Source organism: Tessaracoccus luoxuelianae (genome assembly GCF_054483915.1).
The window spans coordinates 1451160-1473551 of the sequence record NZ_CM137013.1 but is presented as its reverse complement, the minus strand read 5'-3'; the positions used below and the strand labels follow the sequence as shown (position 1 = coordinate 1473551).

The 22392-nt window shown below is 69.5% G+C and carries 24 protein-coding genes and 4 tRNA genes; 8 read left to right on the top strand and 20 right to left on the bottom strand.

The annotated features are described in order from the left end of the window. Positions 1-336 precede the first annotated feature (336 nt). The 3 genes from ACX1D1_RS06495 to ACX1D1_RS06485 are packed head-to-tail and all read left to right on the top strand — an operon-like array spanning position 337 to position 2953. Positions 337-1242: an ABC transporter substrate-binding protein gene (locus ACX1D1_RS06495; RefSeq protein WP_459056368.1), complete on the top strand. Its 906-nt coding sequence runs from the start codon at positions 337-339 to the stop codon at positions 1240-1242. Between the two features lie 2 nt (positions 1243-1244). Continuing rightward, entirely contained in the window at positions 1245-2195 is a 951-nt protein-coding gene (locus ACX1D1_RS06490; protein ID WP_459056367.1) for an amino acid ABC transporter permease, read from the top strand. A 5-nt stretch (positions 2196-2200) separates the two neighbouring features. Continuing rightward, positions 2201-2953: an amino acid ABC transporter ATP-binding protein gene (locus ACX1D1_RS06485; RefSeq protein WP_459056552.1), complete on the top strand. Its 753-nt coding sequence runs from the start codon at positions 2201-2203 to the stop codon at positions 2951-2953. A 34-nt stretch (positions 2954-2987) separates the two neighbouring features. Here ACX1D1_RS06485 and ACX1D1_RS06480 read toward each other — a convergent pair whose 3' ends face one another. From ACX1D1_RS06480 to ACX1D1_RS06445, 8 genes are all read right to left on the bottom strand, one after another. Then, positions 2988-3743 (bottom strand): enoyl-CoA hydratase/isomerase family protein, encoded by a 756-nt coding sequence (locus ACX1D1_RS06480; RefSeq protein ID WP_182782349.1) that lies wholly within the window; start codon positions 3741-3743, stop codon positions 2988-2990. 77 nt (positions 3744-3820) lie between these two features. Beyond that, positions 3821-4522 (bottom strand): 50S ribosomal protein L1, encoded by a 702-nt coding sequence (gene rplA / locus ACX1D1_RS06475; protein ID WP_459056366.1) that lies wholly within the window; start codon positions 4520-4522, stop codon positions 3821-3823. Between the two features lie 92 nt (positions 4523-4614). Next, positions 4615-5043 (bottom strand): 50S ribosomal protein L11, encoded by a 429-nt coding sequence (rplK, locus tag ACX1D1_RS06470; protein ID WP_459056364.1) that lies wholly within the window; start codon positions 5041-5043, stop codon positions 4615-4617. 55 nt (positions 5044-5098) lie between these two features. Then, positions 5099-5899, bottom strand: coding sequence for a transcription termination/antitermination protein NusG (gene nusG / locus ACX1D1_RS06465; protein WP_182782346.1), 801 nt, complete (start codon positions 5897-5899; stop codon positions 5099-5101). Further along, a complete protein-coding gene (gene secE, locus ACX1D1_RS06460; protein WP_459056362.1) occupies positions 5896-6423 on the bottom strand; it encodes a preprotein translocase subunit SecE in 528 nt (175 codons plus the stop codon). The genes nusG and secE overlap by 4 nt, the downstream gene beginning before the upstream one ends. A gap of 259 nt (positions 6424-6682) precedes the next feature. After that, positions 6683-6755, bottom strand: a tRNA-Trp gene (locus ACX1D1_RS06455). Positions 6756-6867: 112 nt separating this feature from the next. Continuing rightward, positions 6868-8694, bottom strand: coding sequence for an ABC transporter ATP-binding protein (locus ACX1D1_RS06450; RefSeq protein ID WP_459056361.1), 1827 nt, complete (start codon positions 8692-8694; stop codon positions 6868-6870). Next, the gene (locus ACX1D1_RS06445; protein ID WP_459056360.1) at positions 8691-10274 is read right to left on the bottom strand and encodes an ABC transporter ATP-binding protein; all 1584 of its coding nucleotides are present in this window, start codon (positions 10272-10274) and stop codon (positions 8691-8693) included. The genes ACX1D1_RS06450 and ACX1D1_RS06445 overlap by 4 nt, the downstream gene beginning before the upstream one ends. A 258-nt stretch (positions 10275-10532) precedes the next feature. Here ACX1D1_RS06445 and ACX1D1_RS06440 point away from each other — a divergent pair, with 258 nt between their 5' ends. Next, on the top strand, positions 10533-11711 hold the full coding sequence (locus tag ACX1D1_RS06440; protein ID WP_182800150.1) for a M20 metallopeptidase family protein: 1179 nt from the start codon (positions 10533-10535) through the stop codon (positions 11709-11711). A 26-nt stretch (positions 11712-11737) separates the two neighbouring features. Here ACX1D1_RS06440 and ACX1D1_RS06435 read toward each other — a convergent pair whose 3' ends face one another. The 8 genes from ACX1D1_RS06435 to ACX1D1_RS06400 all read right to left on the bottom strand — a co-directional run bounded on the left by ACX1D1_RS06435 (position 11738) and on the right by ACX1D1_RS06400 (position 15058). Further along, the gene (locus ACX1D1_RS06435; RefSeq protein ID WP_459056551.1) at positions 11738-12802 is read right to left on the bottom strand and encodes a UDP-N-acetylmuramate dehydrogenase; all 1065 of its coding nucleotides are present in this window, start codon (positions 12800-12802) and stop codon (positions 11738-11740) included. 7 nt (positions 12803-12809) lie between these two features. Beyond that, entirely contained in the window at positions 12810-13217 is a 408-nt protein-coding gene (locus ACX1D1_RS06430) for a MaoC/PaaZ C-terminal domain-containing protein (RefSeq protein WP_182782342.1), read from the bottom strand. Beyond that, positions 13210-13635 (bottom strand): FAS1-like dehydratase domain-containing protein, encoded by a 426-nt coding sequence (locus ACX1D1_RS06425; protein WP_182782341.1) that lies wholly within the window; start codon positions 13633-13635, stop codon positions 13210-13212. The genes ACX1D1_RS06430 and ACX1D1_RS06425 overlap by 8 nt, the downstream gene beginning before the upstream one ends. An 89-nt stretch (positions 13636-13724) precedes the next feature. Continuing rightward, positions 13725-13895 (bottom strand): 50S ribosomal protein L33, encoded by a 171-nt coding sequence (rpmG, locus tag ACX1D1_RS06420; RefSeq protein ID WP_182782340.1) that lies wholly within the window; start codon positions 13893-13895, stop codon positions 13725-13727. 51 nt (positions 13896-13946) lie between these two features. Further along, positions 13947-14019, bottom strand: a tRNA-Met gene (locus ACX1D1_RS06415). 33 nt (positions 14020-14052) lie between these two features. Beyond that, a tRNA-Thr gene (locus ACX1D1_RS06410) sits at positions 14053-14125 on the bottom strand. Positions 14126-14201: 76 nt separating this feature from the next. Beyond that, positions 14202-14912, bottom strand: coding sequence for a purine-nucleoside phosphorylase (gene deoD, locus ACX1D1_RS06405; RefSeq protein WP_459056357.1), 711 nt, complete (start codon positions 14910-14912; stop codon positions 14202-14204). Between the two features lie 64 nt (positions 14913-14976). After that, positions 14977-15058, bottom strand: a tRNA-Tyr gene (locus ACX1D1_RS06400). A 147-nt stretch (positions 15059-15205) separates the two neighbouring features. On the opposite strand from ACX1D1_RS06400, the gene ACX1D1_RS06395 reads away from it, so the two are divergent. Further along, positions 15206-15697 (top strand): YajQ family cyclic di-GMP-binding protein, encoded by a 492-nt coding sequence (locus ACX1D1_RS06395; protein WP_182800152.1) that lies wholly within the window; start codon positions 15206-15208, stop codon positions 15695-15697. Between the two features lie 19 nt (positions 15698-15716). Next, positions 15717-16619 carry an exodeoxyribonuclease III gene (locus tag ACX1D1_RS06390; protein WP_459056550.1) on the top strand — a complete coding sequence of 301 codons (903 nt, stop codon included), beginning with the start codon at positions 15717-15719 and terminating at the stop codon, positions 16617-16619. Here the strand turns inward: ACX1D1_RS06390 and mptB are convergent. The 4 genes from mptB to ACX1D1_RS06370 are packed head-to-tail and all read right to left on the bottom strand — an operon-like array spanning position 16609 to position 19360. Then, positions 16609-18087, bottom strand: a complete 1479-nt coding sequence (mptB, locus tag ACX1D1_RS06385; RefSeq protein ID WP_459056356.1) for a polyprenol phosphomannose-dependent alpha 1,6 mannosyltransferase MptB — start codon at positions 18085-18087, stop codon at positions 16609-16611. The two genes, ACX1D1_RS06390 and mptB, sit on opposite strands and share 11 nt — an antisense overlap. Further along, positions 18080-18406, bottom strand: coding sequence for an NADH-quinone oxidoreductase subunit I (locus ACX1D1_RS06380; RefSeq protein WP_459056355.1), 327 nt, complete (start codon positions 18404-18406; stop codon positions 18080-18082). The genes mptB and ACX1D1_RS06380 overlap by 8 nt, the downstream gene beginning before the upstream one ends. Next, complete coding sequence (locus tag ACX1D1_RS06375; RefSeq protein ID WP_459056353.1) at positions 18403-18975, bottom strand: NADH-quinone oxidoreductase subunit C; 573 nt, start codon at positions 18973-18975, stop codon at positions 18403-18405. The genes ACX1D1_RS06380 and ACX1D1_RS06375 overlap by 4 nt, the downstream gene beginning before the upstream one ends. Next, positions 18956-19360, bottom strand: coding sequence for an NADH-quinone oxidoreductase subunit B (locus ACX1D1_RS06370; RefSeq protein ID WP_459056352.1), 405 nt, complete (start codon positions 19358-19360; stop codon positions 18956-18958). The genes ACX1D1_RS06375 and ACX1D1_RS06370 overlap by 20 nt, the downstream gene beginning before the upstream one ends. Positions 19361-19475: 115 nt before the next feature. On the opposite strand from ACX1D1_RS06370, the gene ACX1D1_RS06365 reads away from it, so the two are divergent. Beyond that, entirely contained in the window at positions 19476-21347 is a 1872-nt protein-coding gene (locus tag ACX1D1_RS06365; protein ID WP_370585705.1) for a 2-oxoacid:acceptor oxidoreductase subunit alpha, read from the top strand. Beyond that, a complete protein-coding gene (locus ACX1D1_RS06360; RefSeq protein ID WP_182782333.1) occupies positions 21347-22384 on the top strand; it encodes a 2-oxoacid:ferredoxin oxidoreductase subunit beta in 1038 nt (345 codons plus the stop codon). The genes ACX1D1_RS06365 and ACX1D1_RS06360 overlap by 1 nt, the downstream gene beginning before the upstream one ends. Positions 22385-22392: the final 8 nt, after the last annotated feature.

Genomic DNA, 22392 nt, shown 5'->3' with positions numbered 1-22392 from the left:
CCACCCGGGTGGGCGGAAGGAGGGCCGAAGCCCCGCCGACGCAAAAAACGCCCCGAACGCCGGCGGCGCGGGGCGATCCGAGGAACTCGGGAAGCTGATCACGTACACCTGCGCGGGAGCCTTGCGGCGTTATGGCTGGGGAGCCACCTGCGGTCTTCGGCGTTGCGAACTATACCCAGCCCCGCCGGGAGCCCCAAATCGAGGGGGTCGTCGGCGGAAGGCCGAGGCCCGGGTCCCACCGTCGGAGGGCGGGCGCGGACGGCCCGGGAGCGTGCATTAACCTCTAGGGAACCACTGATCAAGACCGCGAAGACAGCAATTCCTGGAAGGACCCTCATGCGTCGCATTCTCGCCGCCGGCCTGCTGGCCACCCTCGCCGTGAGCGCCTGCAGCGCCCCGGCCACCACCGAGACCGAATCAGGGTCCACGGACTCCTCAGACCGTACCCACGACGTCTCCGGCGTCGCCAAGGTCGACGACCTCGCCGCCCTCCTGCCCGCGGAGATCCGCGACAGGGGAACCCTGACCATCGGCGCCGCCATCGACTACGCCCCCGCCGAGTTCCGCGCCGAGGACCTCACCACGGCCATCGGCTACGACGTCGACCTCGGCAAGGCCATCGGCCGGGTGCTCGGCGTCGAGACCGAGGTGATCGACGGCGAGTTCGCCTCCCTGCTGCCCGGCATCGGAACCAAGTACGACATCGGCATCTCGTCGTTCACCGTCACCGAGGAGCGCACCGCCAACTTCACGATGATCTCCTACATCACGGTGGGCTCCAGCTTCGCGGTGAAGGCGGGCAACCCGGACGGGTTCGACCCCGACGAGCTGTGCGGGCAGACCATCGGCGTCCAGACCGGCACCTGGCAGGAGGAGGAGCTCGCCGCGTTCACCGAGGCCTGCGAGGCAGACGGCAACGAGCCGATCGAGGTTCTCCCCTACGCCAAGCAGTCCGACGTCACCACGAACCTGGTCGGCGGCAAGGTCGCGGCGTTCTACGCTGACTCGACGGTGGCCTCCTACGCCGTCGCGCTCACCAACGACCAGCTCGAGGTGGTGGGCGGGGTCCGCGACGCCGCCCCGCAGGGCATCGTCGTGGCTCAGGACGACGCCGAGCTCACCGCGGCCATCCAGGGCGCCGTCCAGCACCTCATGGACGACGGCACCTGGGGCGACATCCTGGGCAGCTGGGGCGTGACCGACGCGGCGCTTGAGACCGCCGAGATCCACCCGCAGGCCTGAGCATGCCTCCGCCCACGCCGGAGCTGATCCGCGCCCGCCCCGTCCCCAGGCCCAGCCTGTGGCTCTGGGCGGGCATCATCCTGGTGCTCCTGGCCATGCTGATCCATGGCCTGCTGACCAACCCCAACTACCGCTGGGACGTGGTCGCCGAACATCTGCTTGACCCGCGGATCCTCTCCGGCATGGGCTGGACCCTGCTCCTCACCGTCGGCGCCATGGCGCTGGGCATCACGCTCGCGGTCACCACGGCCATCATGCGGATGGGCACCAATCCGATCCTCCGCGGCGTCGCCTGGGTCTACATCTGGTTCTTCCGGGGCACCCCCGTCTACACCCAACTGGTGTTCTGGGGCCTGTTGCCGGTCCTGTATCCCAGGCTCAGCCTGGGCATCCCCTTCGGGCCCGAGTTCTTCGAGTTCACCACCCAGGACGTGATCAACGCCGGTGTCGCGGCCGTCCTCGGGCTCGGCCTCAACGAGGGCGCCTATCTGTCCGAGATCGTCCGCTCGGGCCTCAACTCGGTGGACAAGGGGCAGTGGGAGGCCTCCACCGCGCTGGGGATGAGGCGCTCCACGACGCTGCGCCGGATCATCATCCCCCAGGCCATGCGCGTCATCGTGCCCCCCACGGGCAACGAGACCATCTCCATGCTGAAGACCACCTCCCTGGTGCTGGCGGTCCCCTTCAGCCTGGAACTCACCTTCGTCACCAACGCGATCGGCAACCGGAACTTCCTCCCGGTCCCCCTGCTCATCGTCGCCGCCATCTACTACCTCGTGGTCACGTCCATCCTGATGGTCGGGCAGTCCTACCTGGAGGCCTACTACGGCCGCGGCTTCGACACGGACACCACCTCCCGGCAGAAGCCCGCCAAGGCCATGTCCAGGCGTCAGCAGGCCATCCTCGCCTCGGGCACCGTCCACGCCGACCCCAACCTGGAGGTGACCCCGTGACCGCCATGGTGGAGGCAGTGGCCGTGCACAAGCTGTTCGGCGACCTGCACGTGCTCAAGGGCGTCGATCTCACCGTGGAACGCGGCGAGGTGTGCGTGATCCTGGGCCCGTCGGGCTCCGGCAAGTCCACCCTCATCCGCTGCATCAACGAGCTGGAGCAGATCAGCGCGGGCCGGATGTTCGTCGACGGCGAGCTGATGGGCCTGCGTGAGGTCAACGGACGCCTGCACCGCCTGGGCGACAAGGAGATCGCCGCCCAACGCGCCAAGGTGGGCATGGTGTTCCAGCGGTTCAACCTCTTCCCGCACATGACCGCAGTGGAGAACGTGATGGAGGCGCCGCGCCAGGTGCGCAAGCTGGCCGGTGCGGAGGCCGAGAGGCTGGCCCGCGCCCAGCTCGAGCGCGTCGGGCTCTCGGACCGCGCCGAGCACTACCCGTCGCAGCTCTCCGGCGGTCAGCAGCAGCGCGTCGCGATCGCCAGGGCGCTGGCCATGGAACCGGAACTGATGCTCTTCGACGAACCCACCTCCGCGCTGGACCCCGAGCTGGTCGGCGAGGTCCTCGCCGTCATGCAGGCACTGGCCGCAAGCGGCATGACCATGATCGTGGTCACCCACGAGGTGGGCTTCGCCCGCGAAGTGGCGGACCAGGTGGTCTTCATGGACGACGGCATCATCGTCGAACGGGGGGCGCCGGCGCAGGTCATCGACGCCCCGGAGCAGCAGCGCACGAGGGACTTCTTCGCCAAGGTCCTCTGAGGCCCTGAGGCCCACCCGCCAAGGCCGACCGGGCTCACTCGGGCCGCCACGCGAACCGCGCGGGGCGGCGCTCACGGAAGGCGGCGATCCCCTCGGGAAGGTCGGGGCCCGAGTTGGCACGTTGGACCCAGGAGATGGCGGTCTCGGCGCCGAGGTCGCGGGCCACGAGGCCGTCGACGATCTCCTTGGATGCGCGCAGGGTCAGCTGCGAGAGCCCCGCCATGCGCTCCCCCATCACGATCGCCGTCTCCAGCGCCTGGCCACCCTCCACGACGGCGTTGAGGAGCCCGACCGAGAGCGCGCGCTGCGCGTCGAGGCGGGCGGCGGTGAACAGCATCTCCTTGGTCACCGCCGGGCCCATGAGGTGGATCATCCGCTGAGTGGCGGAGACCGGGTAGACGATGCCCAGGGTGGCCGGCGGCACCGAGAAGGTCGCCGAGTCCCCCGCGACCCGGAGGTCGCAGCCGACGGCGAGCTCGAGCCCTCCGCCGAAACAGGCGCCCTCGATGGCGGCGATGACGGGCTTGGGGCTCCGGGCCAGAGCCAGCTCCGCGTTGATGGGGCCCTCGGCGTGATGGAGTTCGTCGAGGCCACTGATGTCCGAACCCGCGCAGAAAGTGCCACCGGCGCCGGTCAGCACCACGACCGCGACCTCCGGGTCCGCGTCCAGGCCCCGCATCAGTGTGGGAATCCTTCGCCACATGTCGTCGGTCATGGCGTTGCGCTTGCCGGTGTTGTTCAACGTGATGACGGCGATGCTGCCCTGGCGGTGGAGGTCGACGGTGGCCATGGCCCCATCCTGTCACCGGAGACGGCCGACGGGGCGGGCGCCGCAATGGCGCCCGCCCCGTCGGGCAGTGGTCTGACTCAGTCCTCGGCGGGCTTGGTCACCGTGATGTCGACGAGCACGCTGGGGCTCATGGTGCCGGACACCGCGATCTTGCGGAGGTAGCGTCCCTTCGACGCCGACGGCTTGAGCCGCAGGATCTCCTCGATCACCGAGAAGTAGTTGTCGATGAGCTGCTGCTCGTCGAAGGACGCCTTCCCGATGATGAACTGCAGGTTGGCGTGCCGGTCAACGCGGAACTCGATCTTGCCGCCCTTGATCTCGGAGACGGCCTTGGCCACGTCCATCGTGACGGTGCCCGTCTTCGGGTTCGGCATCAGGCCGCGCGGGCCGAGGACGCGGCCGAGGCGGCCGACCTTGCCCATCAGATCCGGGGTGGCCACGACGGCGTCGAAGTCCAGGTAGCCGCCGGCCACCTTCTCGATCAGCTCGTCGGTGCCGACCTCGTCGGCGCCTGCGGCGCGCGCGGCGTCAGCCTTGTCACCGGCAGCGAAGACGAGGACCCGAGCCGTCTTACCAGTGCCGTGGGGAAGGTTGACCGTGCCGCGGACCATCTGGTCTGCCTTACGGGGGTCGACGCCCAGACGGACGGCGACGTCGATGGTCTCGTCGAACTTCGCCGACGCCATCTCCTTGATGAGGCGGAGGGCCTCCTGCGGGCTGTAGGCCTGCTCCTCGTTGCGCTTCTCCGCGGAGGCGCGGTAAGCCTTGCTGTGCTTCATGCTGGTTCCTTCACTTCAGCCGGCCTCGTGGGCCGGTCGACCAGTTCTGGTGTGGGGAGCACTCCCCTGCCAGGGTGTATGGGTGGGGCAGATCAGTCGACGGTGACGCCCATGGAGCGGGCGGTGCCTTCCACGATCTTCATGGCGGCCTCGACGTCGTTGGCGTTGAGGTCCGGCAGCTTCTGAGTGGCGATCTCGCGGACCTGGTCCTTGGTGATCTTCGCCACCTTGGTGGTGAGGGGGTTCGCGGAACCACTCTTGATCCCGGCGGCCTTCTTGATCAGCTCGGCGGCGGGCGGCGTCTTCGTGATGAAGGTGAACGTGCGGTCCTCGTAGATGGTGATCTCGACGGGGATGACGTTGCCGCGCTGGGACTCCGTGGCAGCGTTGTACGCCTTCACGAACTCCATGATGTTGACGCCGTGCGGACCGAGGGCGGTACCGACCGGAGGTGCCGGAGTGGCAGATCCTGCATTCAGGGCGACCTTGACGAGGGCCGCTACCTTCTTCTTGGGAGGCATGGGGGTCCTTTACCTATTGGATGGATGAGCCCGCGGACGGGCGCAACGCACAATCTTAGACGACTTTCTCGACCTGCTTGAACTCGAGGTCGACGGGGGTCTCACGCCCGAGGATCTCGACCAGCGCGATGATCCGCTGGTTGTTCGGGTTGATCTCGGTGATCGTGGCGTGCACACCCGTGAAGGGGCCGTCGGTCACCATGACGGAGTCACCGACTGCAAAGTCGACGACTTCGACCTTCTTCCTCCGCGCCACGGCCGCGCCCGCCTGGGCGGCGTTGACCGTGGCGATGACGGAGGGAGTGAGCATATTGAGGACCTCGTCGATGGAGAGCGCCACCGGCTGCTGCCCGTGGCCGACGAAGCCGGTGACCGACGGGGTCTGACGCACGACGCTCCAGGAGTCGTCGGTCAGCTCCATCCGGATGAGGACGTAGCCGGGCAGGACGCACCGTGTAACGGTCTTGCGTGCGTTGTTGCGGATCTCGACGACCTCTTCGGTGGGCACGACCGTCTCGAAGATGTACTCCTCCATGTTGAGGCTCTGCGCACGGGAGTCCACGTTCTGCTTGACGCGGTTCTCCATGCCGGAGTACGTGTGGATGACGTACCACTCGCCGTACTTCGACTCGAGCTCGGCGCGCAGCTCGCTGAGCGCGACCGCCAGGGCGTCGTCGGCGGCGGCGTCCCCGTCCGGGTCCTCCGACGGCTCGTCGGCCAACAGGACGGGTTCTTCCTCGGCCTCGACGTCCTCGGCGAACCCGCCGAGGTCGATCTCCACCTCGTCGGAGGCCGTCTCCTCGGGGCCGCCGAGGTCGATCTCGAAGTCGAGGTCGGAATTGTCAGAATCTGTCATGCGTTGCTCCCAAAGATCTGCAGAAGGGACCAGCCGAACGCGAGGTCCAGCAGTCCCACGATGAGGATCATGATGAGCACGAAGACGAGCACCGCGCCGAACATGGTCACCAGTTGCGGCCAGGTGGGCCACACCACTTTCTTGAGCTCCCCGGCGGACTGCCGGACGAACTCGGCCGGGTTGCCGGCCCGGTAGGGGTCTTCATCCTCGGCCAACGCGGCGTTCCGCTTGCGGGTGGGGGCGTCCTTGCGAACCGGCGCCTTGGCGGTGCGCCGCTGGATGACCGGCGTCTGTGAGGCCTCCGGGTCCGCCGCGAACTCGCGTTCGTGCTCCGAGATCACCTCGTCATCAGAGGGCGCCGGCCCCTGGCCGAGCGTCACGTCCTCGTCCGCGGCGATAGCCGCGGCTTCCGCCTCTGCGAGCGCCTCCCCGTCGGAGACGACCTCGTCGGCGTCGAGCGCATCAGGGCCCCCGGACACGACTTCCTCGTTGTCCGGTTCCGCGTCGTGCGACTTGTCGCTCACCGCTGGACTTCCCTTCGCTCTAACAAACAAAATGCCTCACCGACAACGCGTGTCGGTAGGCGTGCGAGGCGACCTGAATCGATGGCTGCCTGGGGGAATCACTGATCAATCATGTTCTGGCTGCGGCGCACCGGACCGGGCGATCTGGCACCCCTCCATCTGGATATGGACGTCAAGTCCACGCACCAGATGTAGTGGCACCACCTCATCCCGTCCGGCGCGTCCTCGCCGAGAACAGCATTGATCAGTGGTTCCCCAGCAGGGCAGGAGGGACTCGAACCCCCAACCTGCGGTTTTGGAGACCGCTGCTCTGCCAATTGAGCTACTACCCTGTGACGGTTCACCCACCTGGACGGAGGGTGCATTTGAGCACGCTTCGACCTTGGCAACTTAAACCGGCCTGCCCCACTATATGCGCTTTGGCATCGGGACGCGAACCAGCCGTCACGCCAACGACGCCATCCAGGCGCGGTGCAGGTCCGCGTAGCGACCCTCGCCGCCCACCAGCTCAGAGGGCTCCCCGTCCTCGACCACCCTCCCGTGCTGGAGGACCAGCACGCGGTCTGCGATCTCCACCGTCGAGAGGCGGTGGGCGATGATGATCGCCGTCCGATCGGCCAGGATGGTTCCGAGCGCCCGCTGCACGAGCCGCTCGGTGGGCACGTCCAGCGACGACGTTGCCTCATCGAGGATGAGGACCCGCGGGTCGGCGAGGACCACCCGCGCGAACGCGACCAGCTGCCGCTGCCCAGCCGAGAGCCGCGAGCCGCGCTTGCCCGTGTCCGTGTCGTAGCCCGCCGCCATGTCCTGGATGAACGTGTGCGCCCCCACGGCCCGGGCTGCGGCCACGACCTCCTCCCGCGTGGCGTCCGGGCGGCCGAAGGCGATGTTGTCTGCCACAGAGCCCGCGAAGATGAAGTTCTCCTGCGTCAGGAGCGTCACGTGCCGGCGCAGCGTGACGTCGTCGAGCGCCCGCAGGTCCACCCCGTCGAGGGTCACGACGCCCGCCTGGGGGTCGTAGAAGCGTGCGATCAGCTTGGCGATGGTGGTCTTGCCTGCGCCCGTGGTGCCGACGAGTGCCACCGTCTGCCCGGCCGGGATGGCGAGGGTCAGGCCGGGCAACACCGTGGCGCCCTCGATGTAGGAGAAGTCCACGCCGTCGAAGGCCACCTCGCCGCGCGCCTCGGGCATCGGCACCGGATGCTCGGGGTCCCGCACGTCAGGCTCCTCGGCCATCACGCTGGAGACCTTCTCCAGCGCGGTCAACGCCGACTGGAGGGACGAGATGAACTGGCCGAGGTCCTGCATGGGATCGAAGAACATGCGGACGTAGAGCACGAACGCGGCCAGCGTCCCGACGGTCAGCTCGTCGGCGAGGGCCATGTAGCCGCCCACCGTCACCACCACGACCACGCCGACGTGGCCGACGAACTGGATGCCGGGCATGGCGCGGGCGAACACGCGCAGCGCAGTGGTGTTGGCGTCGCGGTACTGCAGCGCGACGGCCTCGAAGATCTCCCGCGACCGGGGCTCCCGACGGAACGCCTGGACGGCCTTGATCCCGGTCATCGTCTCGATGAACTGGACGATGACCACCGCCGACAGGGTCCGGACGTGCCGGAACGCCCGGGTGGAGGCCTTGGCGAACCACCGCATGATCAGCCACAGGAGCGGATAGGTGGCGAACGCCACCAGCGCGAGCCGCCAATCCAGCAGCAGCAGGATGACGGTGGAGCCGACGATGGTGAGCAGCGCCGCCACGACGACGTCCAGGCCCTGGAGGACCAGTTCCTGCACGGCCTCCACGTCGCTCGTCATCCTCGACACGGCGCGACCGGAGGTGTACCGGTCGTGGAAGCCCACGCTCAGGCGCTGGAACTTCGCGTACAGCCTCCGGCGAAGCGTGAGAAGGAGCTCGTTGCCGATCACGCCGGACTTCCGCAGGAAGAACGCGCGGGAGGTCACCTGAACGACGATGGCTCCGATCATCACGCCCAACAGCGTGAGGAGGGTGGATGATTCACCCCCCTGCATCGCGGGGATCCCATCGTCCAGCACGCGCTGCACGATGATGGGCACGACGAGACGGGCCATGGATTCCAGCACCACCACGGCGATCAGCACCGCGCCCCAGCGCCGGTACGGGCGGACCAGGTCCGCGAGCAGCCGGCGGCTCGCGGGCCGCAGCGCCACCGTCGAGTCCGACTCCTCGGCGATGTCCTGCTTGACCCCGCGCCAGTCCTCGAGTGCCGTGTCCTGGGTGTCGCTCATCGGGCCGCCTCCTCTGCCAGTTCGGGCTCGATGCTGTAGTCGGCCGACAGCAGCTCGCGGTACTCGGGGACCGTGGCCAGGAGCTCCTGGTGGGTGCCGACATGGGCGATCCGACCCTCCACCAACATCGCGACGCGGTCGGCGATGAGCACCGTGGATGCGCGGTGGGCCACGACAACCCCGGTGACGCCGGTGAGGGTGGAGGTGAGGGCCGCCTCGACCTCCGCCTCCGTGTGGATATCCAGCGCGCTCAGGGTGTCGTCGAGGACGAGGACCTTGGGCCGGACAAGGATGGCGCGCGCCAGGGCGAGCCGCTGCCGCTGCCCGCCGGACAGGCTGAGCCCCTGCTCCCCCAGCCTGGTCTCCAGGCCCCACGGCAGGTCGTAGACGAACTCGGCGGAGGCCACCCGCACCGCGTCGGCGATGTCGTCAGCGGTGGCGTCGGGGCGGCCGAGGGTGAGGTTCTCGCGTGCCGACATCGAGAACAGGATGGGGTCCTCGAAGGCGGTGGCCACCAGGGAGCGCAGCTGGGTGAGCTCCAACTCGCGGATGTCGACCCCGTCGAGCAGGATGGCGCCGCCGGTCACGTCCTGAAGGCGCGGGATGAGTGAGACGATGGTGGACTTGCCCGACCCTGTGCCGCCCACCAGGGCCACCGTCTCGCCAGGGGCGATATCGAGGGTGACGCCTGAGAGGGTCGGGGTGTCCGAGTCGTCGAACCTGAAGGAGACGTCCCGCAGGCTGAGCGCGCCGCGTGGGTTCGCCAGGCGGCGGGTGCCGGAGACGATGGTGACGGGGGCGTCGAAGACCTCGCAGACGCGGTCCGCGGCGGTCTGGGCCTCCCGCATGAAGGACAGCAGGAAGCCGAGTGATCCAACGGGCCAGGCCAGCGACAGCAGCAGGGTCACGAACGCCACCACCTCGCCGAGGGTGAGCAGACCCTGCGCCGAGGCGACGGCGGCGCCACCGAGCACCATCACCAGCAGCACCGAAGGGAACACCTCGAGCAGCGTCCACAACACCGAGGCGAGGCGCATGCGACGGACACCGGAGTCCCGAAGCAGGACGGCCCGACGGTCGAAGCCGCGGAACGCGAAGGGGACCCGCCCGAAGGACCGGATCACGCGGACGCCGTGCAGCGCCTCCTCGGCCGTGGACGCGACGTCGCCCGTGCGGTCCTGCACCTCCCGCGACACCAGGCCGAAGCGATGGACCAGCGAGGTGGTCACCGCCACCACGGGGAGCACGGTGACCAGCACAGCCACGCCCAACGGCCAGTGCATGGCCACCATGATGGACACCACCACGACGATCTGCACGGTGTTCATCAGCAGCATGAGGACGCCGAAGGACATGAACCGTCTGAGCAGCCCGAGGTCGCTCATGATCCGCGAGAGCAGCTGGCCCGACTCCCACCGCTTGTGGAAGCCGAGTTGGAGCGCCTGGAGCTTGTCGAACAGGTCCAGCCGGAGGTTGGCCTCCAGCGCCGACGTGGCGCGCGTCATCATCCACCGACGCAGCAGGTTGACCCCCGCGTCGACCGCCCCGGCCACCAGGATCAGCATCGCGTAGAGCGCCACCCCCCCAGCCGTCGCGGCCCGCGATGGGCCCGTCGACGATGCGACCGAGCAGGAGGGGGATGAACACCGCCATCGCCACGCCCAGCGGAGCCAACGCCAGGGCGAGCGCGAACTGCCGCCAGAACGGGCGCAGGTAGGGAAACAGCCGCAGCAGACTGGAGCGCCGGGGCGCGGCGGGACGAAGGGTGGTGGGGGGCTGGGGCACCACGACAGGCTACTCCGGTCCCGATCAAGGGTTCCCGACTAGACTCCGTGGCTATGACATCGCCCCTGCTCAGCGCCCTCGTCGAGGGCATCGATCGGGCACTCCCGGACGCGGCGGCGCTGCGCCGCGCCATTCACGCCGAGCCTCATCTGAGCGGCGAGGAGGAACCCACCCGCGACACTTTCGTGCGCGCCGCGGAGTGGACGCACTGGACCCACGTGGCCCACACCGGGGCATGGGCGCGGCTGGGCCCTCCCGGCCCTTCCATCGGGCTCCGCGCCGAGCTCGACGCGCTGCCGGTCACGGAATCAACGGGGATCGAGTGGGAGTCACGCAGGCCAGGCGTCATGCACGCCTGCGGGCACGACGTGCATCTCGGCGCCCTGTGGGCCCTGATCACCGCGGCACGCGGCCTGGAGCTTCCGGTCGGCATGGTGCCCATCCTGCAACCGCGCGAGGAGATCACTCCCCCGGGCGCGAGCGACGTGGTGGCCTCCGGCCTGCTCGACGACCAGGAGGTCGAGGCCATGGTCGGGGTCCACGTCCAGCCTGAAGTGGACCGCGGCGTCGTGTCCACCGGCGCCGGCGCCGTCAACGCCGCCTACGACGAGTTCGAGATCGTGGTGCGCGGGCGGCCCGGCCACGGGGCCTATCCGCACGTGGCCATCGACCCCATCACCACGCTGGCCAGCATCGTGACCGCCGTCTCAGGCCTCCCGAACCGGATCATCGATCCCACGCACCCCACGGTCGTGTCGATCGGCCAGATCTCCGGCGGGACGGCCCCCAACATCATCGCCGACGAGGCCCGCTGCCGCGGCACCATCCGCACCTACTCCGACGAGGATCGGGCCCTGCTGCACGAGGCCATCGCCCGGACCGCCGACGCGGTGGCGCTCGCCCGGGGCGCCGCCGCGGCCACCCGCTTCGTGCACGGCGGGCCGGCGCTGGTCAACGATCCCGGGCTGGTGCGGCGGCTGGATCCCACCCTCTCTTCGCTGGGGATCACGGTGGCGGAGACGCCGTTCCGGTCCTGCGGCTCGGATGACTTCGGGGAGTACGGCCTGGCCACCGCCTCGGTGATGTGCTTCATCGGCACCGGCCGGGTCGACGGCGTGGGGCTGCACCATGGCGCCTTCCTCCCGGGCCGCGACGCGCTGAGGTTGGCGGCGCACACCCTGGCGGCCGGCTATGTGGCCGCCGCCGAGACGGTGCTGGGGCGGCGCGACTGACCCGCGCCCCGCTCATCCCCGCGGAGTCATAGGCTGACGCCCACGAGGTTGACCTCCGGCACCAGGCGCACCCCGAAGCGGGCCTCCACCCCATCCCTGACCTCTCTGGCCAGCGCCACCAGGTCCGCGGCCGTGGCGCCCCCGCGGTTGGTGAGGGCGAGCACGTGCTTGCCCGACAGCGCCGCGCGGGGCCCGCCGTGCCCCCTCCCGAACCCGGAGTGCTGGATCAGCCAGGCGGCGCTGGTCTTCACGTCCTGGCCCGAGGCGAAGCGGGGCGCGTCGGCGGGCAGCGCGGCCGCCTCGTCGGGGGTCAGGATGGGATTGGTGAAGAAGGAACCCGCGCTCCAGGTGTCATGATCCGCCGGATCGAGCACCATGCCCTTGCCGCGCCTGACGGCGAGCACGGCGTCGCGGACCTCCCCCGCGGGCACCCTCCGGCCCACATCCGTGCCCAGGCGGGCGGCCAGCTCGGGGTAGGCGATCGGTGCGCCGAGCGACCCGAGGGGGAGCTGGAACCCCACGTCGAGCACCACATAGCGGCCCGGCTCTCGCTTGAACCGGGAGGACCGGTACGCGAACCCGCACTCGGTGAGCGGAAACGTGCGCTGGGTGCGGTCGTGGCGATCCCAGGTGCGCACCGAGGTGATCGTATGAGAGACGTCCGAACCGTAGGCGCCCACGTTCTGGATGGGGGTCGCGCCCACGCTGCCGGGGATCCCCGAGAGCGTCTCCAGGCCGCTCCACTCCTGCTCGACGGCGTAGGCCACCACGTCGTCCCAGTTCTCGCCCGCCGCGACCCGCACCGCCGCGCCACCGCAGGTGGACACGTCAGCGTCCAGCCCCGCGAGGGCCACCCGCACCACTGTGCCGGGGAAGCCGTCGTCGGAGATCAGCAGGTTCGAGCCTCCGCCGAGGATGAGCAGCGGCTCGGCCGCCTCGTCGCACTCGGTGACCAGGTCGATGAGATCGCGCTCGGTCTCGGCCACCTCGAAGCGTCTGGCCCGGCCACCCACCCGCAGCGTGGTGTGGTCCGCCAGCAGGGCCGAGTCCGCCACGCGTGGTGCGCCCGTGTCCACCGAGAGCCGGTCGATGCGGCACTCAGTCAACGCGCACCTCGGCCTTGGCCGCCCCCAGCACGGCGTCCTCGCCGCAGGTGGCGGTGATGGCGACGGTGGCCACGCCGTCGCTCAGGTGCGTGACTGTCGCGGTGTAGGTCACCTCGGTGCCCTCATCGGTGTCCGGGACGACGACGGGGCGCGTGAAGCGGACGAAGTAGCTGAGCACCCGGGCGGGGTCCTCCGCCCAGTCGGTGACGATCTTCAGCCCCGCACCCATGGTCCACATTCCGTGGGCCACCACGCCGGGCAGACCGATGGCGCGGGCGTGCCGGTCCGAGAAGTGGATCTCGTTGAAGTCCGTGGAGGCGCCCGAGTAGCGCACCACGGTGGAGCGGGTCACGGGGACCCGGAGCTCCGGCAGCTGCTGGCCGACGGTGGCGTCAGGCATGGTCGTCCTCCCGGGTGTGCATGAGGGTGGAGCGGGCCTCGCAGACGGTGGCCCCGTCGACGGCGAGGTCCACCAGGACCGTGATCATGTCCAGTTGGCCCCGGTTGCGCACCTTCTCGATGCTCAGCTCCGCGACGACGACGTCTCCCGGGCGCAGGGGGCGGTGGAAGGTGAAGCTCTGGTCCGTGTGCATGGTGCGGTTGAGCGCCAGGCCCAGTTCCTCGTCGCCGAAGAGGGCTCCCCAGGCCTGGGCCGCGATCACGGCGGCGAAGGTGGGCGGGGCGATGGGGTGTTCGCCCCGGTAGGCGGGATTCTCGTCGCGCAGCGCCTCGGCGAACTCGCCGATCTTGGCGTGGCTGATCACATACGGCGGGGCGGCGGGGTAGCGGCGCCCGACGTGTTCGGCGGTGATGGGCATGGGCGCAAGGCTACAACGGCGGAGCGGGGATGAAACAGACCGGCCACCCCTGCGAGAGGGGTGGCCGGTCCGGTGGATCGGGGGCGTGTTCAGCGGGTCTCGCGGTGCGCCTTGTGGGTGCGGCAACGCGGGCAGAACTTCTTGATCTCGAGACGATCGGGATCGTTTCGACGGTTCTTCTTGGTGATGTAGTTGCGCTCCTTGCACTCGGTGCACGCGAGCGTGATCTTCGGACGAACGTCCTGACTCTTCTTGGCCATGATCAGATTCCTTAGCTAGCTTCGCGCGGTGCGCTGGTGTGGCGGTATCGGTGACGAGGGCGGGATTCGAACCCGCGACACAGCGATTATGAGCCGCTTGCTCTACCGACTGAGCTACCCCGTCAGAGTTCCCCCCTGGTGGTGCAGGAGGGAACCGAGCCCCCATGCGGAATCGAACCGCAGACCTTCTCCTTACCATGGAGACGCTCTACCTACTGAGCTATAGGGGCCAGCCGACGACCAACCATACATGGGCCGCGACGATCACCACAAATCGCGTCCGCGTCGCCGTGACTGCGCGGCCGATCAGGCCTTGAGGGCCGCCACCGCGACCTCCAAGGCCCCCTCGAACAGCGTCTCGCGTTCCTCTGCGGAAAGGTCCGACGAGCCGTCCTTCAGGTGGTCCGAGACGGTCAGCACCGCGAGCGCCTCCGCGTTGTTGGCCAGGGCGCATGCGTAGAGACCCGCGGCCTCCATCTCGACGCCCAGGGTGCCCAGGCGGTCGAGGCCCGGGATGATGTCCGTGCGCGAAGAATAGAAGAAGTCGCTGGTGAACACGGCCCCGACGTGCACCGGCCGGCCCGAGGCGCGGGCAGACTCGACGGCGCCGCGCAGCATGTCGTAGGACGCCGCCAGCGAGAGGCTCACCCCCGGAATGTCGAGCGTGGCCACCGCGGAATTGGTGTGTGCCGCCGAGGCGACGATGACGTCCTTGACCGCGACCTTCGACGAGATGCCCCCGCAGGTCCCGACGCGGCAGATCCGCTGCACGCCGAACTGGGAGAAGAGCTCGGTGGCGTAGATCGACAGCGACGGGACGCCCATCCCGGAGGCCATCGCCGTCATCGGCACGCCGTCGACGGTGCCCGTCCAGGCCGCGATGCCGCGCACGTCGGAGACAAGGCGCACGTCCTGCATGCGGGTCCTGGCGATCCGCTCGGCCCGCTTCGGATCTCCGGGCATGATCACCAGTGGGGCGATGTCGCCGGGCTCGCAGGCGATGTGTGGGGTGGCCATCGTCGGCCCCTCTCTCAGGATGAAAACGAAACTAGGCCCCGTACCAATCCGGTCCGAGGCCTAGTGGCAGGTGTTGGATTTGAACCAACGTAGGCTACGCCGACGGTTTTACAGACCGCTCCCTTTGGCCACTCGGGCAACCTGCCATGCCGGGCATCCCGGCGACGCACGAGCTTAGCAGCGCCCGGGCCCCATCGCCAACGCACCCCCGCCGTGCAGGTGGCGCCCCCGCCCCCAGGCGGGCTGGCACAATGGGGCCCAACCACCCCGAGACTCACCGCAGGAGGCCACCCATGGCTGCAGACAGCTCATTCGACGTCGTCAGCAAGGTCGACCGACAGGAGGTCGACAACGCGCTCAACCAGGCGGTCAAGGAGGTCGGCCAGCGGTTCGACTTCAAGAACACCGAGGCCAAGATCGCCTGGTCCGGCGAGAACATCGAGATGGAGGCGGTCTCCGAGGAGCGCGTCAAGGCGGTCCTCGACGTGTTCCAGTCCAAGCTGGTCCGCCGCGGCGTCAGCCTCAAGGCCCTGGACGCCGGCGACCCGCGCCCCTCCGGAAAGATCTGGAAGATCACCGCCACCACCAAGCAGGGCATCACCACCGAGAACGCGAAGAAGATCTCCAAGCTGCTGCGCGACGAGGGACCCAAGGGCGTCAAGTGCCAGATCCAGGGCGAGGAGCTGCGCATCTCGTCGAAGAGCCGCGACGACCTCCAAGCCGTTCAGGCGATGATCAAGGAGCAGGACTACGACTTCGCGGTCCAGTACGTGAACTACCGCTGACGCGGTGGTGACCGACCCCATGCGCATCGGCACCCACAACGTCAACGGAATCCGTGCCGCCCTCCGGCGCGGCTTCCGCCCCTACTGGGACGCCACCGCCGCGGACGTCATCGCGCTGCAGGAGGTGCGCTGCCGCGTCGAGGACCTCCCGTTCGAGGCCTTCAACGGCTATCACGTGACCCTGGACCCCGGCCAGCGGGCCGGCCGCAACGGCGTCGCGGTGCTCACCAGGACCCGGCCGGCGCGCGTGCGCAGCCTCGACGGCACCGCCACCCAGTTCGGCCCGGACCTCAGCCCGGAGCCGGTGCCGGCCGTGCGGATCATCAACCGCGACCTCGCCAACTTCGCCACCGAGGGCCGCTACCTCGAGGTCGACCTGGCGGATGCGCCCCTGCGGGTGGCCTCGCTCTACCTCCCCAAGGGGGCCGCGTGGCCCCACGAGGAGGGCACCGAGGAGAAGTACCTGCGCAAGATGCGCTTCATGCGGGGGTTCGCCCGGCTGCTGACCACCTCCCGGCGCGAGGCGGCGGCCGAGGGCCGCGAGTTCCTCGTGATGGGCGACTTCAACATCGCCCACACCCGGCAGGACCTGCGCAACTGGCGCACCAACCAGAGGTCCGAGGGCTTCCTCCCCGAGGAGCGCGACTGGTTCGGCTCCATCCTCAGCCCCCGCAGCCTCGTCGACGTGGTCCGCCGCGTCCACCCGGACGCGGAGGGCCCCTACAGCTGGTGGTCGTGGCGCGGCCAGGCCTGGGCCAACGACGCCGGGTGGCGGATCGACTACCACCTGGCCTCCCCCGGCCTGGCCCGCAGCGCGACGGCGGCCTGGGTGGGGCGCGAGGCCAGCTACGAGGAGCGGATCAGCGACCACTCCCCCGTCGTCGTCGACTACCGACTCCCGGAGCGGGCCTTCACACCGTGACGGTCTCCGCCTCGTCCATGGGCTGGCTCAGCTCGTGGGTGTGCATGATCCAGTAGCCGGCGGCGAACAGGATCAGCACCAGGGCCCACGCCCCGTTGCGCAGCCCGAAGGTCAACGCCCCGAAGCCGAGCAGCATCACCGTCATCACGATGGCCGCGCGCAGCATCTTCGACGAGGGGTGCGCCATCGGCAGCAGCACCGCCCCCCACAGCAGGTACCAGGAGTGCAGCGCGGGGGCGCACAGCGCGAACCACAGGAACGAGTAGGCGAGGAAGGTCAGCGGCCGGCGGCCGAGGTGCTGGTGGGCGAACACGGCGATTCCGATGAACGAGACCACTGCCCCGATGCCGCGCACGACGGTGACCACCGCGCGTCCGCTGGGGTCCCATCCGAGGGCGGTGGCCGGGTACTGCAGGGCGTGACCCAGCAGGGTGAACGGGGAGATGGTCTCGGCCATGCCGGGCACATTGAGGGCGTTGATCCACCCGAAGCCCATCCCGGAGACCACGGAGATGAGCGCGAACACCGCCACCGCGAGGGCCAACGACGTCAAGGCCTTGGCGGCCGCCCACGCCACGTCGCGGGGCCGCCAGGAGGTCCACGGGGTGACCAGGAACGGGAGCGCGACGGCGGCCAGGAAGGCGGGCTGCTTGATGGCCGCGGCCGCGCCGACGATGAGCGCCCCGGCCCACCAGCGGCCATACCGCATGGACACCCAGATGCCGAGCAGCATCAACCCGACCATGAGGGCGTCGTTGTGGGCGCCACCGACGAAGTCGATGATCAGGATGGGGTTGAGGACCGCGAACCAGCTGGCGGCCGACGGGTCCACGCCCACCCGCCTGGCGATCCGGGGCACCAGGGCACCGATCAGCAGCACGCCGATCAGCGCGGGCACCCGCATCAGGACGGCCGAGAGGAAGGGATCGAATCCGGCCAGGATCACGATGCCGTGGCTCATCCACAGCGACAACGGGCCGTAGGGCGCCGTCGTCTCCCGCCACACCCATGCCACCTGGTCCGCGTAGTAGCCGGGAAGAATCCCCGGGCCCACCTGATAGGGGCTGAGGTTGTTGTGGATGAGCCAGCCGTGCGCAGCGTAGGAGTAGGCGTCGTGCGAGAAGATCGGGGGCCCGAACGCCAACGGGGCAGCCACGATGGCCAGCACCGCCCAATGCCGCAGCTGCGGATGCCCGGCCGCGCGCCGCCTGGCCGGCCGCAACCTGAACCATGCCTCCAGGAGCAGCGCGAGACCACCGAGGGTGGCGACGCTGCCGACGACCTTCGTGGTGTCCCCGTCGATGCCCAGGCCGCGCAGCACGTCCCACATCGGGGAGGCCTGCGGCAGGTACGCCGGGCTCAGCGAGCCGACCAGGATGCCGAGGCTGCCGAGAAAACCGAACCAGACGGCGCGCGTCGAGGCAGCCTGCTTCAGGTCCCGGGTCGCCGTCTCGAGGCCCCTAGCCAACGCCGTCCTGTCGGGGGGCGAGACGGTCGCGGTGGTGGAGGAGGTCCACCAGACGGTCCGCGGACGGCACGCGGGCGCCTCCCCACTCGAGGGCGTCGGTGGGGCACTGCTCGATGCACACGCCGCAGTACATGCACAGCGCCCAGTCGATGGTGAACGTGTCCAGCACGTTGTGGGTCCGGGGCCGGGCGCCGGGCGCCGGCACCGACTGCTCGAGGTGGGAGGTGAGCGTGATGCACCAGGTGGGGCATTCGCGGGCGCAGATCATGCAGGAGGTGCACCGGTCCTCGATCAGGGCGATGGAGCCGTGGGCGGTCATCGCGTCCTCCTGACCCGGGCCCCCGTCGCCGACAGCGCGATGTCCGCGGCCGTGGCCTCCGGATCCGCCACGACGGCGGGGTCCGGGACGCCGGGGGGCACCAGCGCCCTTCGGCCGGGTGACTGCTCCGTCTCGCCCGGTTCCAGCGCGCCCGGCCAGTGCTGGGACTGCCGGGGGGCGAGCAGCACGTCCTTGCGCATCGGGGCGCCCCCGCCGTGATGGATCAGCGGCCGCTCGTCGGCCCCGTCGAAGCGCACGCCGAAGAAGTCATGGATCTGGCGCTGCAGCCAGGCGGCGCCGGGCAGGATGTCCGCGAGGTCCGGGAGGTGGGGGTCGTCGCGATCGGCCAGCACCGCCAGGCGCAGAGGGGCGCCGTCGTCGGGGTTCTCCAGCCAGAGCAGCACGCGGATGTGGTCCGAGTGGCCCACCTCGTCGACGGCGGTGAGGTTGGCCAGGAACGTGAACCCCTCGGACAGGGCCGCAGCCGCGCGGGAGTGCCAGTGTGGTGGCTCCACCATCTCCACCGCCCCAGCTCCCCGACGGGGCTCGTCAGGCCTGGGCTGCGTCACGACGGATCCCCTCCAGGTATGACGTGAGTGCCTCCGGCGGGGGCGGGCAGCCGGCGATGAAGTGGTCCACCCGCACGAGCGACTCGGCTCCCGCGAGCACCGAGTACGAGTCCCAATAAGGTCCGCCGACGCAGGCGCACGCACCGAAGGCCACGACGGTCCTCTCGGCGGGAAGCCGGTCCAGCGTGTCCATGATGGCCGGGACGACGGGGGCGGTGAGGGTGCCGGACAGCGTCACCACCAGCTTGGCACCCGGCGGAATCGACGAGGCGTCCACCACGGCCCGGTCCCCGGCGGCGGCCTGCGTTTCCAGCGCGCAGCACGCCAACGGGACGTCCACGACGAACACCGAAGCATCGTCGAACCAGTCCCGGGCAGCCAGCATGAGGGAAGTCTAGTGGCGGCAGTTCACTCTCAGCGCAACGAGGGAGGCGGGCTCAGGAGGCGGTAACCCTACAATGGGCCAGGTCATCATCACAGATCCTTGAGGTAGATAGCACGTGGCTGAGCAGCTCCCCCTAGACCGGGTTGTCATTCGATTCGCCGGTGATTCCGGTGACGGCATGCAACTGACCGGCGACAGGTTCACCGCGGAGACGGCGAGCTTCGGCAACGACATCGCCACCCTCCCCAACTTCCCCGCCGAGATCCGGGCACCGCAGGGCACGCTGCCCGGGGTCTCGAGCTTCCAGCTGCACTTCGCCAACTTCGACATCGTCACCCCGGGCGACGTGCCGGACGTATTGGTGGCGATGAACCCGGCGGCGCTGAAGGCCAACCTGCGGGATCTTCCGCGCGGCGGGGTCATCATCGTCGACACCGCGGACTTCACCAAGCGCAACCTGGCCAAGATCGGGTGGGCCAGCAACCCGCTGGAGGACGGCACCCTCGCCAACTACTCAGTGCACGCCCTTGACCTCACCGGGCTGGCCACCGGCGCCGTCGCGGAGTTCGAGCTGAGCCGCAAGGACGCCTCCCGCACCAAGAACATGTTCGCGCTCGGGTTGCTGAGCTGGCTGTACTCGCGGCCCACCGAGGGCACGGTGAAGTTCCTCTCGCAGAAGTTCGCCAAGAAGCCGCTCATCCGCGACTCCAACATCGCGGCCTTCAACGCCGGCTACGCGTTCGGCGAGACCACCGAGGTGTTCGAGGTGCGCTACCACGTGGCCCGGGCGCCCATGGCGAAGGGCCGCTACCGCCAGATCTCGGGAAACCTTGCCACCGCCTACGGGCTGATCACCGGCGCACACAAGGCCGGCCTTCAGCTCTTCCTCGGCTCCTACCCCATCACGCCGGCCTCGGACATCCTGCACGAGCTGTCCCGCCGCAAGGACCTGGGCGTCATGACGTTCCAGGCCGAGGACGAGATCGCCGGCGTCGGCGCCGCCATCGGGGCCTCGTTCGCGGGCGCGCTGGGCATCACCACGACCTCCGGCCCAGGCATGGCGCTGAAGGGCGAGGCGATCGGCCTGGCTGTGATGACCGAGTTGCCGCTTGTGGTGGTCAACGTGCAGCGCTCCGGCCCCTCCACGGGCATGCCCACCAAGACGGAGCAGGCGGACCTGATGCAGGCCCTCTACGGGCGCAACGGTGAGGCGCCGGTGCCGGTGATCGCGGCCAAGTCGTCCACGGACTGCTTCGAGACCGCCATCGAGGCCTGCAGGATCGCGGTCAAGTACCGCACCCCCGTGATCATGCTGTCCGACGGCTACCTCGCCAACGGCGCCGAGCCGTGGCGGATCCCGGACCTGGACGCCATCCCCCCGATCGAGCCCGGGTTCGCCGTCGCCCCCAACGCCACCGACGAGTCCGGCAAGGACGCCTACTTCCCCTACGACCGTGACCCGGAAACCCTGGCCCGGGCCTGGGCGGTCCCCGGCACCCCCGGCCTCGAGCACCGGATCGGCGGCATCGAGAAGGCAGCCCGCACCGGCAACGTGTCCTACGACCCGGACAACCACGAGCTGATGACCCGCACCCGGCAGGCAAAGGTCGACGGCATCGTCGCGGACATCCCCGACGTCGTCGTCGACGACCCGAGCGGCACGGCGCGCGTCCTGGTGCTCGGCTGGGGGTCCACCTATGGACCCATCACCGCCGCCGCCCGCCGCGTCCGGCTCAGCGGCCGCGAGGTCGCGCTGGCGCACCTGCGCCACCTCAACCCCATGCCCGCCAACCTCGGAGAGGTGCTGCGCGCCTACGACAAGGTGGTGGTCCCGGAGATGAACCTCGGCCAGCTGGCCTCCGTCCTGCAGGCCCGCTACCTCGTCGAGATCTCCAGCTACTCCCGTGTCCGGGGGCTGCCGATCTCGCTGAGCGAGCTCGAAGTGGACCTCATCGCTGAAATCGACGCCCTCCAGGAGGAGAACTGATGACCACCGGCCTCGTCGGAGTCCCGCTGAGCCTCTCGCCGCTGAGCAAGAAGGACTACACCACGGACCAGGAGGTGCGCTGGTGCCCAGGCTGCGGCGACTACGCCGTGCTGGCCACCTTCCAGTCGATGATGGCCACGATGGGCATCAAGCGCGAGAACACCGTCATCGTCTCTGGCATCGGCTGCTCGTCGAGGTTCCCCTACTACGTGGACACCTACGGCATGCACTCCATCCACGGACGCGCCCCGGCCATCGCCACCGGTGTCGCGGTGACCCGCCCGGACCTCAACGTGTGGGTGGTCACCGGCGACGGCGACGCGCTGTCGATCGGCGGCAACCACCTCGTCCACGCCCTGCGGCGCAACGTCAACATCACCATCATGCTGTTCAACAACCGCATCTACGGCCTCACCAAGGGGCAGTACTCGCCCACCTCCGAGCTGGGCAAGGTGACGAAGTCCACGCCCTACGGGTCCCTGGACACGCCCTTCAACCCCATCTCGCTTGCGCTGGGCGCCGAGGCCTCGTTCGTGGCCCGCACCATCGACTCGGACAGGGCGCACCTCACCGAGGTCCTCACAGCTGCCACGCAGCACCGCGGCGCGTCGCTGGTGGAGATCTACCAGAACTGCCCCATCTTCAACGACGACGCCTTCGCCACCCTCAAGGGCCCCGAGGGCGCGCTGATCTCCCTCAAGCACGGCGAGCCCATCGTCTTCGCCGGTGGCCAGCAGTGCGTCATCAGGGACGCCGACGGCGACCTGAAGATCGCCGACACCGCCACCGCGGACCCCGCACGGATCGTGGTCCACGACGAGACGCGAGCCGATCCGTCGCAGGCGTTCTCGCTGTCGCGGCTCACCGAGTCGGGCGTCCTGAAGCAGGCACCCATCGGGATCTTCCGCAGGGTTCCCAGGCCCAGCTACGACGACCTCCTCCGCGAGCAGATCGCCTCGGTCCGCGCGGAGGACACCGCCTCGGCGCTCGCCTCCGTGATCGCGGGCACGGATACGTGGGAGGCCGACGAGCTGTAGCCCGTCGG

What these genes read in the sequence shown, in the direction of transcription:
- ACX1D1_RS06495 (WP_459056368.1), top strand. Translation starts at nt 337, where the DNA reads ATGCGTCGCATTCTCGCCGCCGGCCTGCTGGCCACCCTCGCCGTGAGC.
- ACX1D1_RS06490 (WP_459056367.1), top strand. Translation starts at nt 1,245, where the DNA reads ATGCCTCCGCCCACGCCGGAGCTGATCCGCGCCCGCCCCGTCCCCAGG.
- ACX1D1_RS06485 (WP_459056552.1), top strand. Translation starts at nt 2,201, where the DNA reads ATGGTGGAGGCAGTGGCCGTGCACAAGCTGTTCGGCGACCTGCACGTG.
- ACX1D1_RS06480 (WP_182782349.1), bottom strand. Translation starts at nt 3,743, where the DNA reads ATGGCCACCGTCGACCTCCACCGCCAGGGCAGCATCGCCGTCATCACG.
- rplA (WP_459056366.1), bottom strand. Translation starts at nt 4,522, where the DNA reads ATGAAGCACAGCAAGGCTTACCGCGCCTCCGCGGAGAAGCGCAACGAG.
- rplK (WP_459056364.1), bottom strand. Translation starts at nt 5,043, where the DNA reads ATGCCTCCCAAGAAGAAGGTAGCGGCCCTCGTCAAGGTCGCCCTGAAT.
- nusG (WP_182782346.1), bottom strand. Translation starts at nt 5,899, where the DNA reads ATGACAGATTCTGACAATTCCGACCTCGACTTCGAGATCGACCTCGGC.
- ACX1D1_RS06450 (WP_459056361.1), bottom strand. Translation starts at nt 8,694, where the DNA reads ATGAGCGACACCCAGGACACGGCACTCGAGGACTGGCGCGGGGTCAAG.
- ACX1D1_RS06440 (WP_182800150.1), top strand. Translation starts at nt 10,533, where the DNA reads ATGACATCGCCCCTGCTCAGCGCCCTCGTCGAGGGCATCGATCGGGCA.
- ACX1D1_RS06430 (WP_182782342.1), bottom strand. Translation starts at nt 13,217, where the DNA reads ATGCCTGACGCCACCGTCGGCCAGCAGCTGCCGGAGCTCCGGGTCCCC.
- ACX1D1_RS06425 (WP_182782341.1), bottom strand. Translation starts at nt 13,635, where the DNA reads ATGCCCATCACCGCCGAACACGTCGGGCGCCGCTACCCCGCCGCCCCG.
- rpmG (WP_182782340.1), bottom strand. Translation starts at nt 13,895, where the DNA reads ATGGCCAAGAAGAGTCAGGACGTTCGTCCGAAGATCACGCTCGCGTGC.
- deoD (WP_459056357.1), bottom strand. Translation starts at nt 14,912, where the DNA reads ATGGCCACCCCACACATCGCCTGCGAGCCCGGCGACATCGCCCCACTG.
- ACX1D1_RS06395 (WP_182800152.1), top strand. Translation starts at nt 15,206, where the DNA reads ATGGCTGCAGACAGCTCATTCGACGTCGTCAGCAAGGTCGACCGACAG.
- ACX1D1_RS06390 (WP_459056550.1), top strand. Translation starts at nt 15,717, where the DNA reads ATGCGCATCGGCACCCACAACGTCAACGGAATCCGTGCCGCCCTCCGG.
- ACX1D1_RS06380 (WP_459056355.1), bottom strand. Translation starts at nt 18,406, where the DNA reads ATGACCGCCCACGGCTCCATCGCCCTGATCGAGGACCGGTGCACCTCC.
- ACX1D1_RS06370 (WP_459056352.1), bottom strand. Translation starts at nt 19,360, where the DNA reads ATGCTGGCTGCCCGGGACTGGTTCGACGATGCTTCGGTGTTCGTCGTG.
- ACX1D1_RS06360 (WP_182782333.1), top strand. Translation starts at nt 21,347, where the DNA reads ATGACCACCGGCCTCGTCGGAGTCCCGCTGAGCCTCTCGCCGCTGAGC.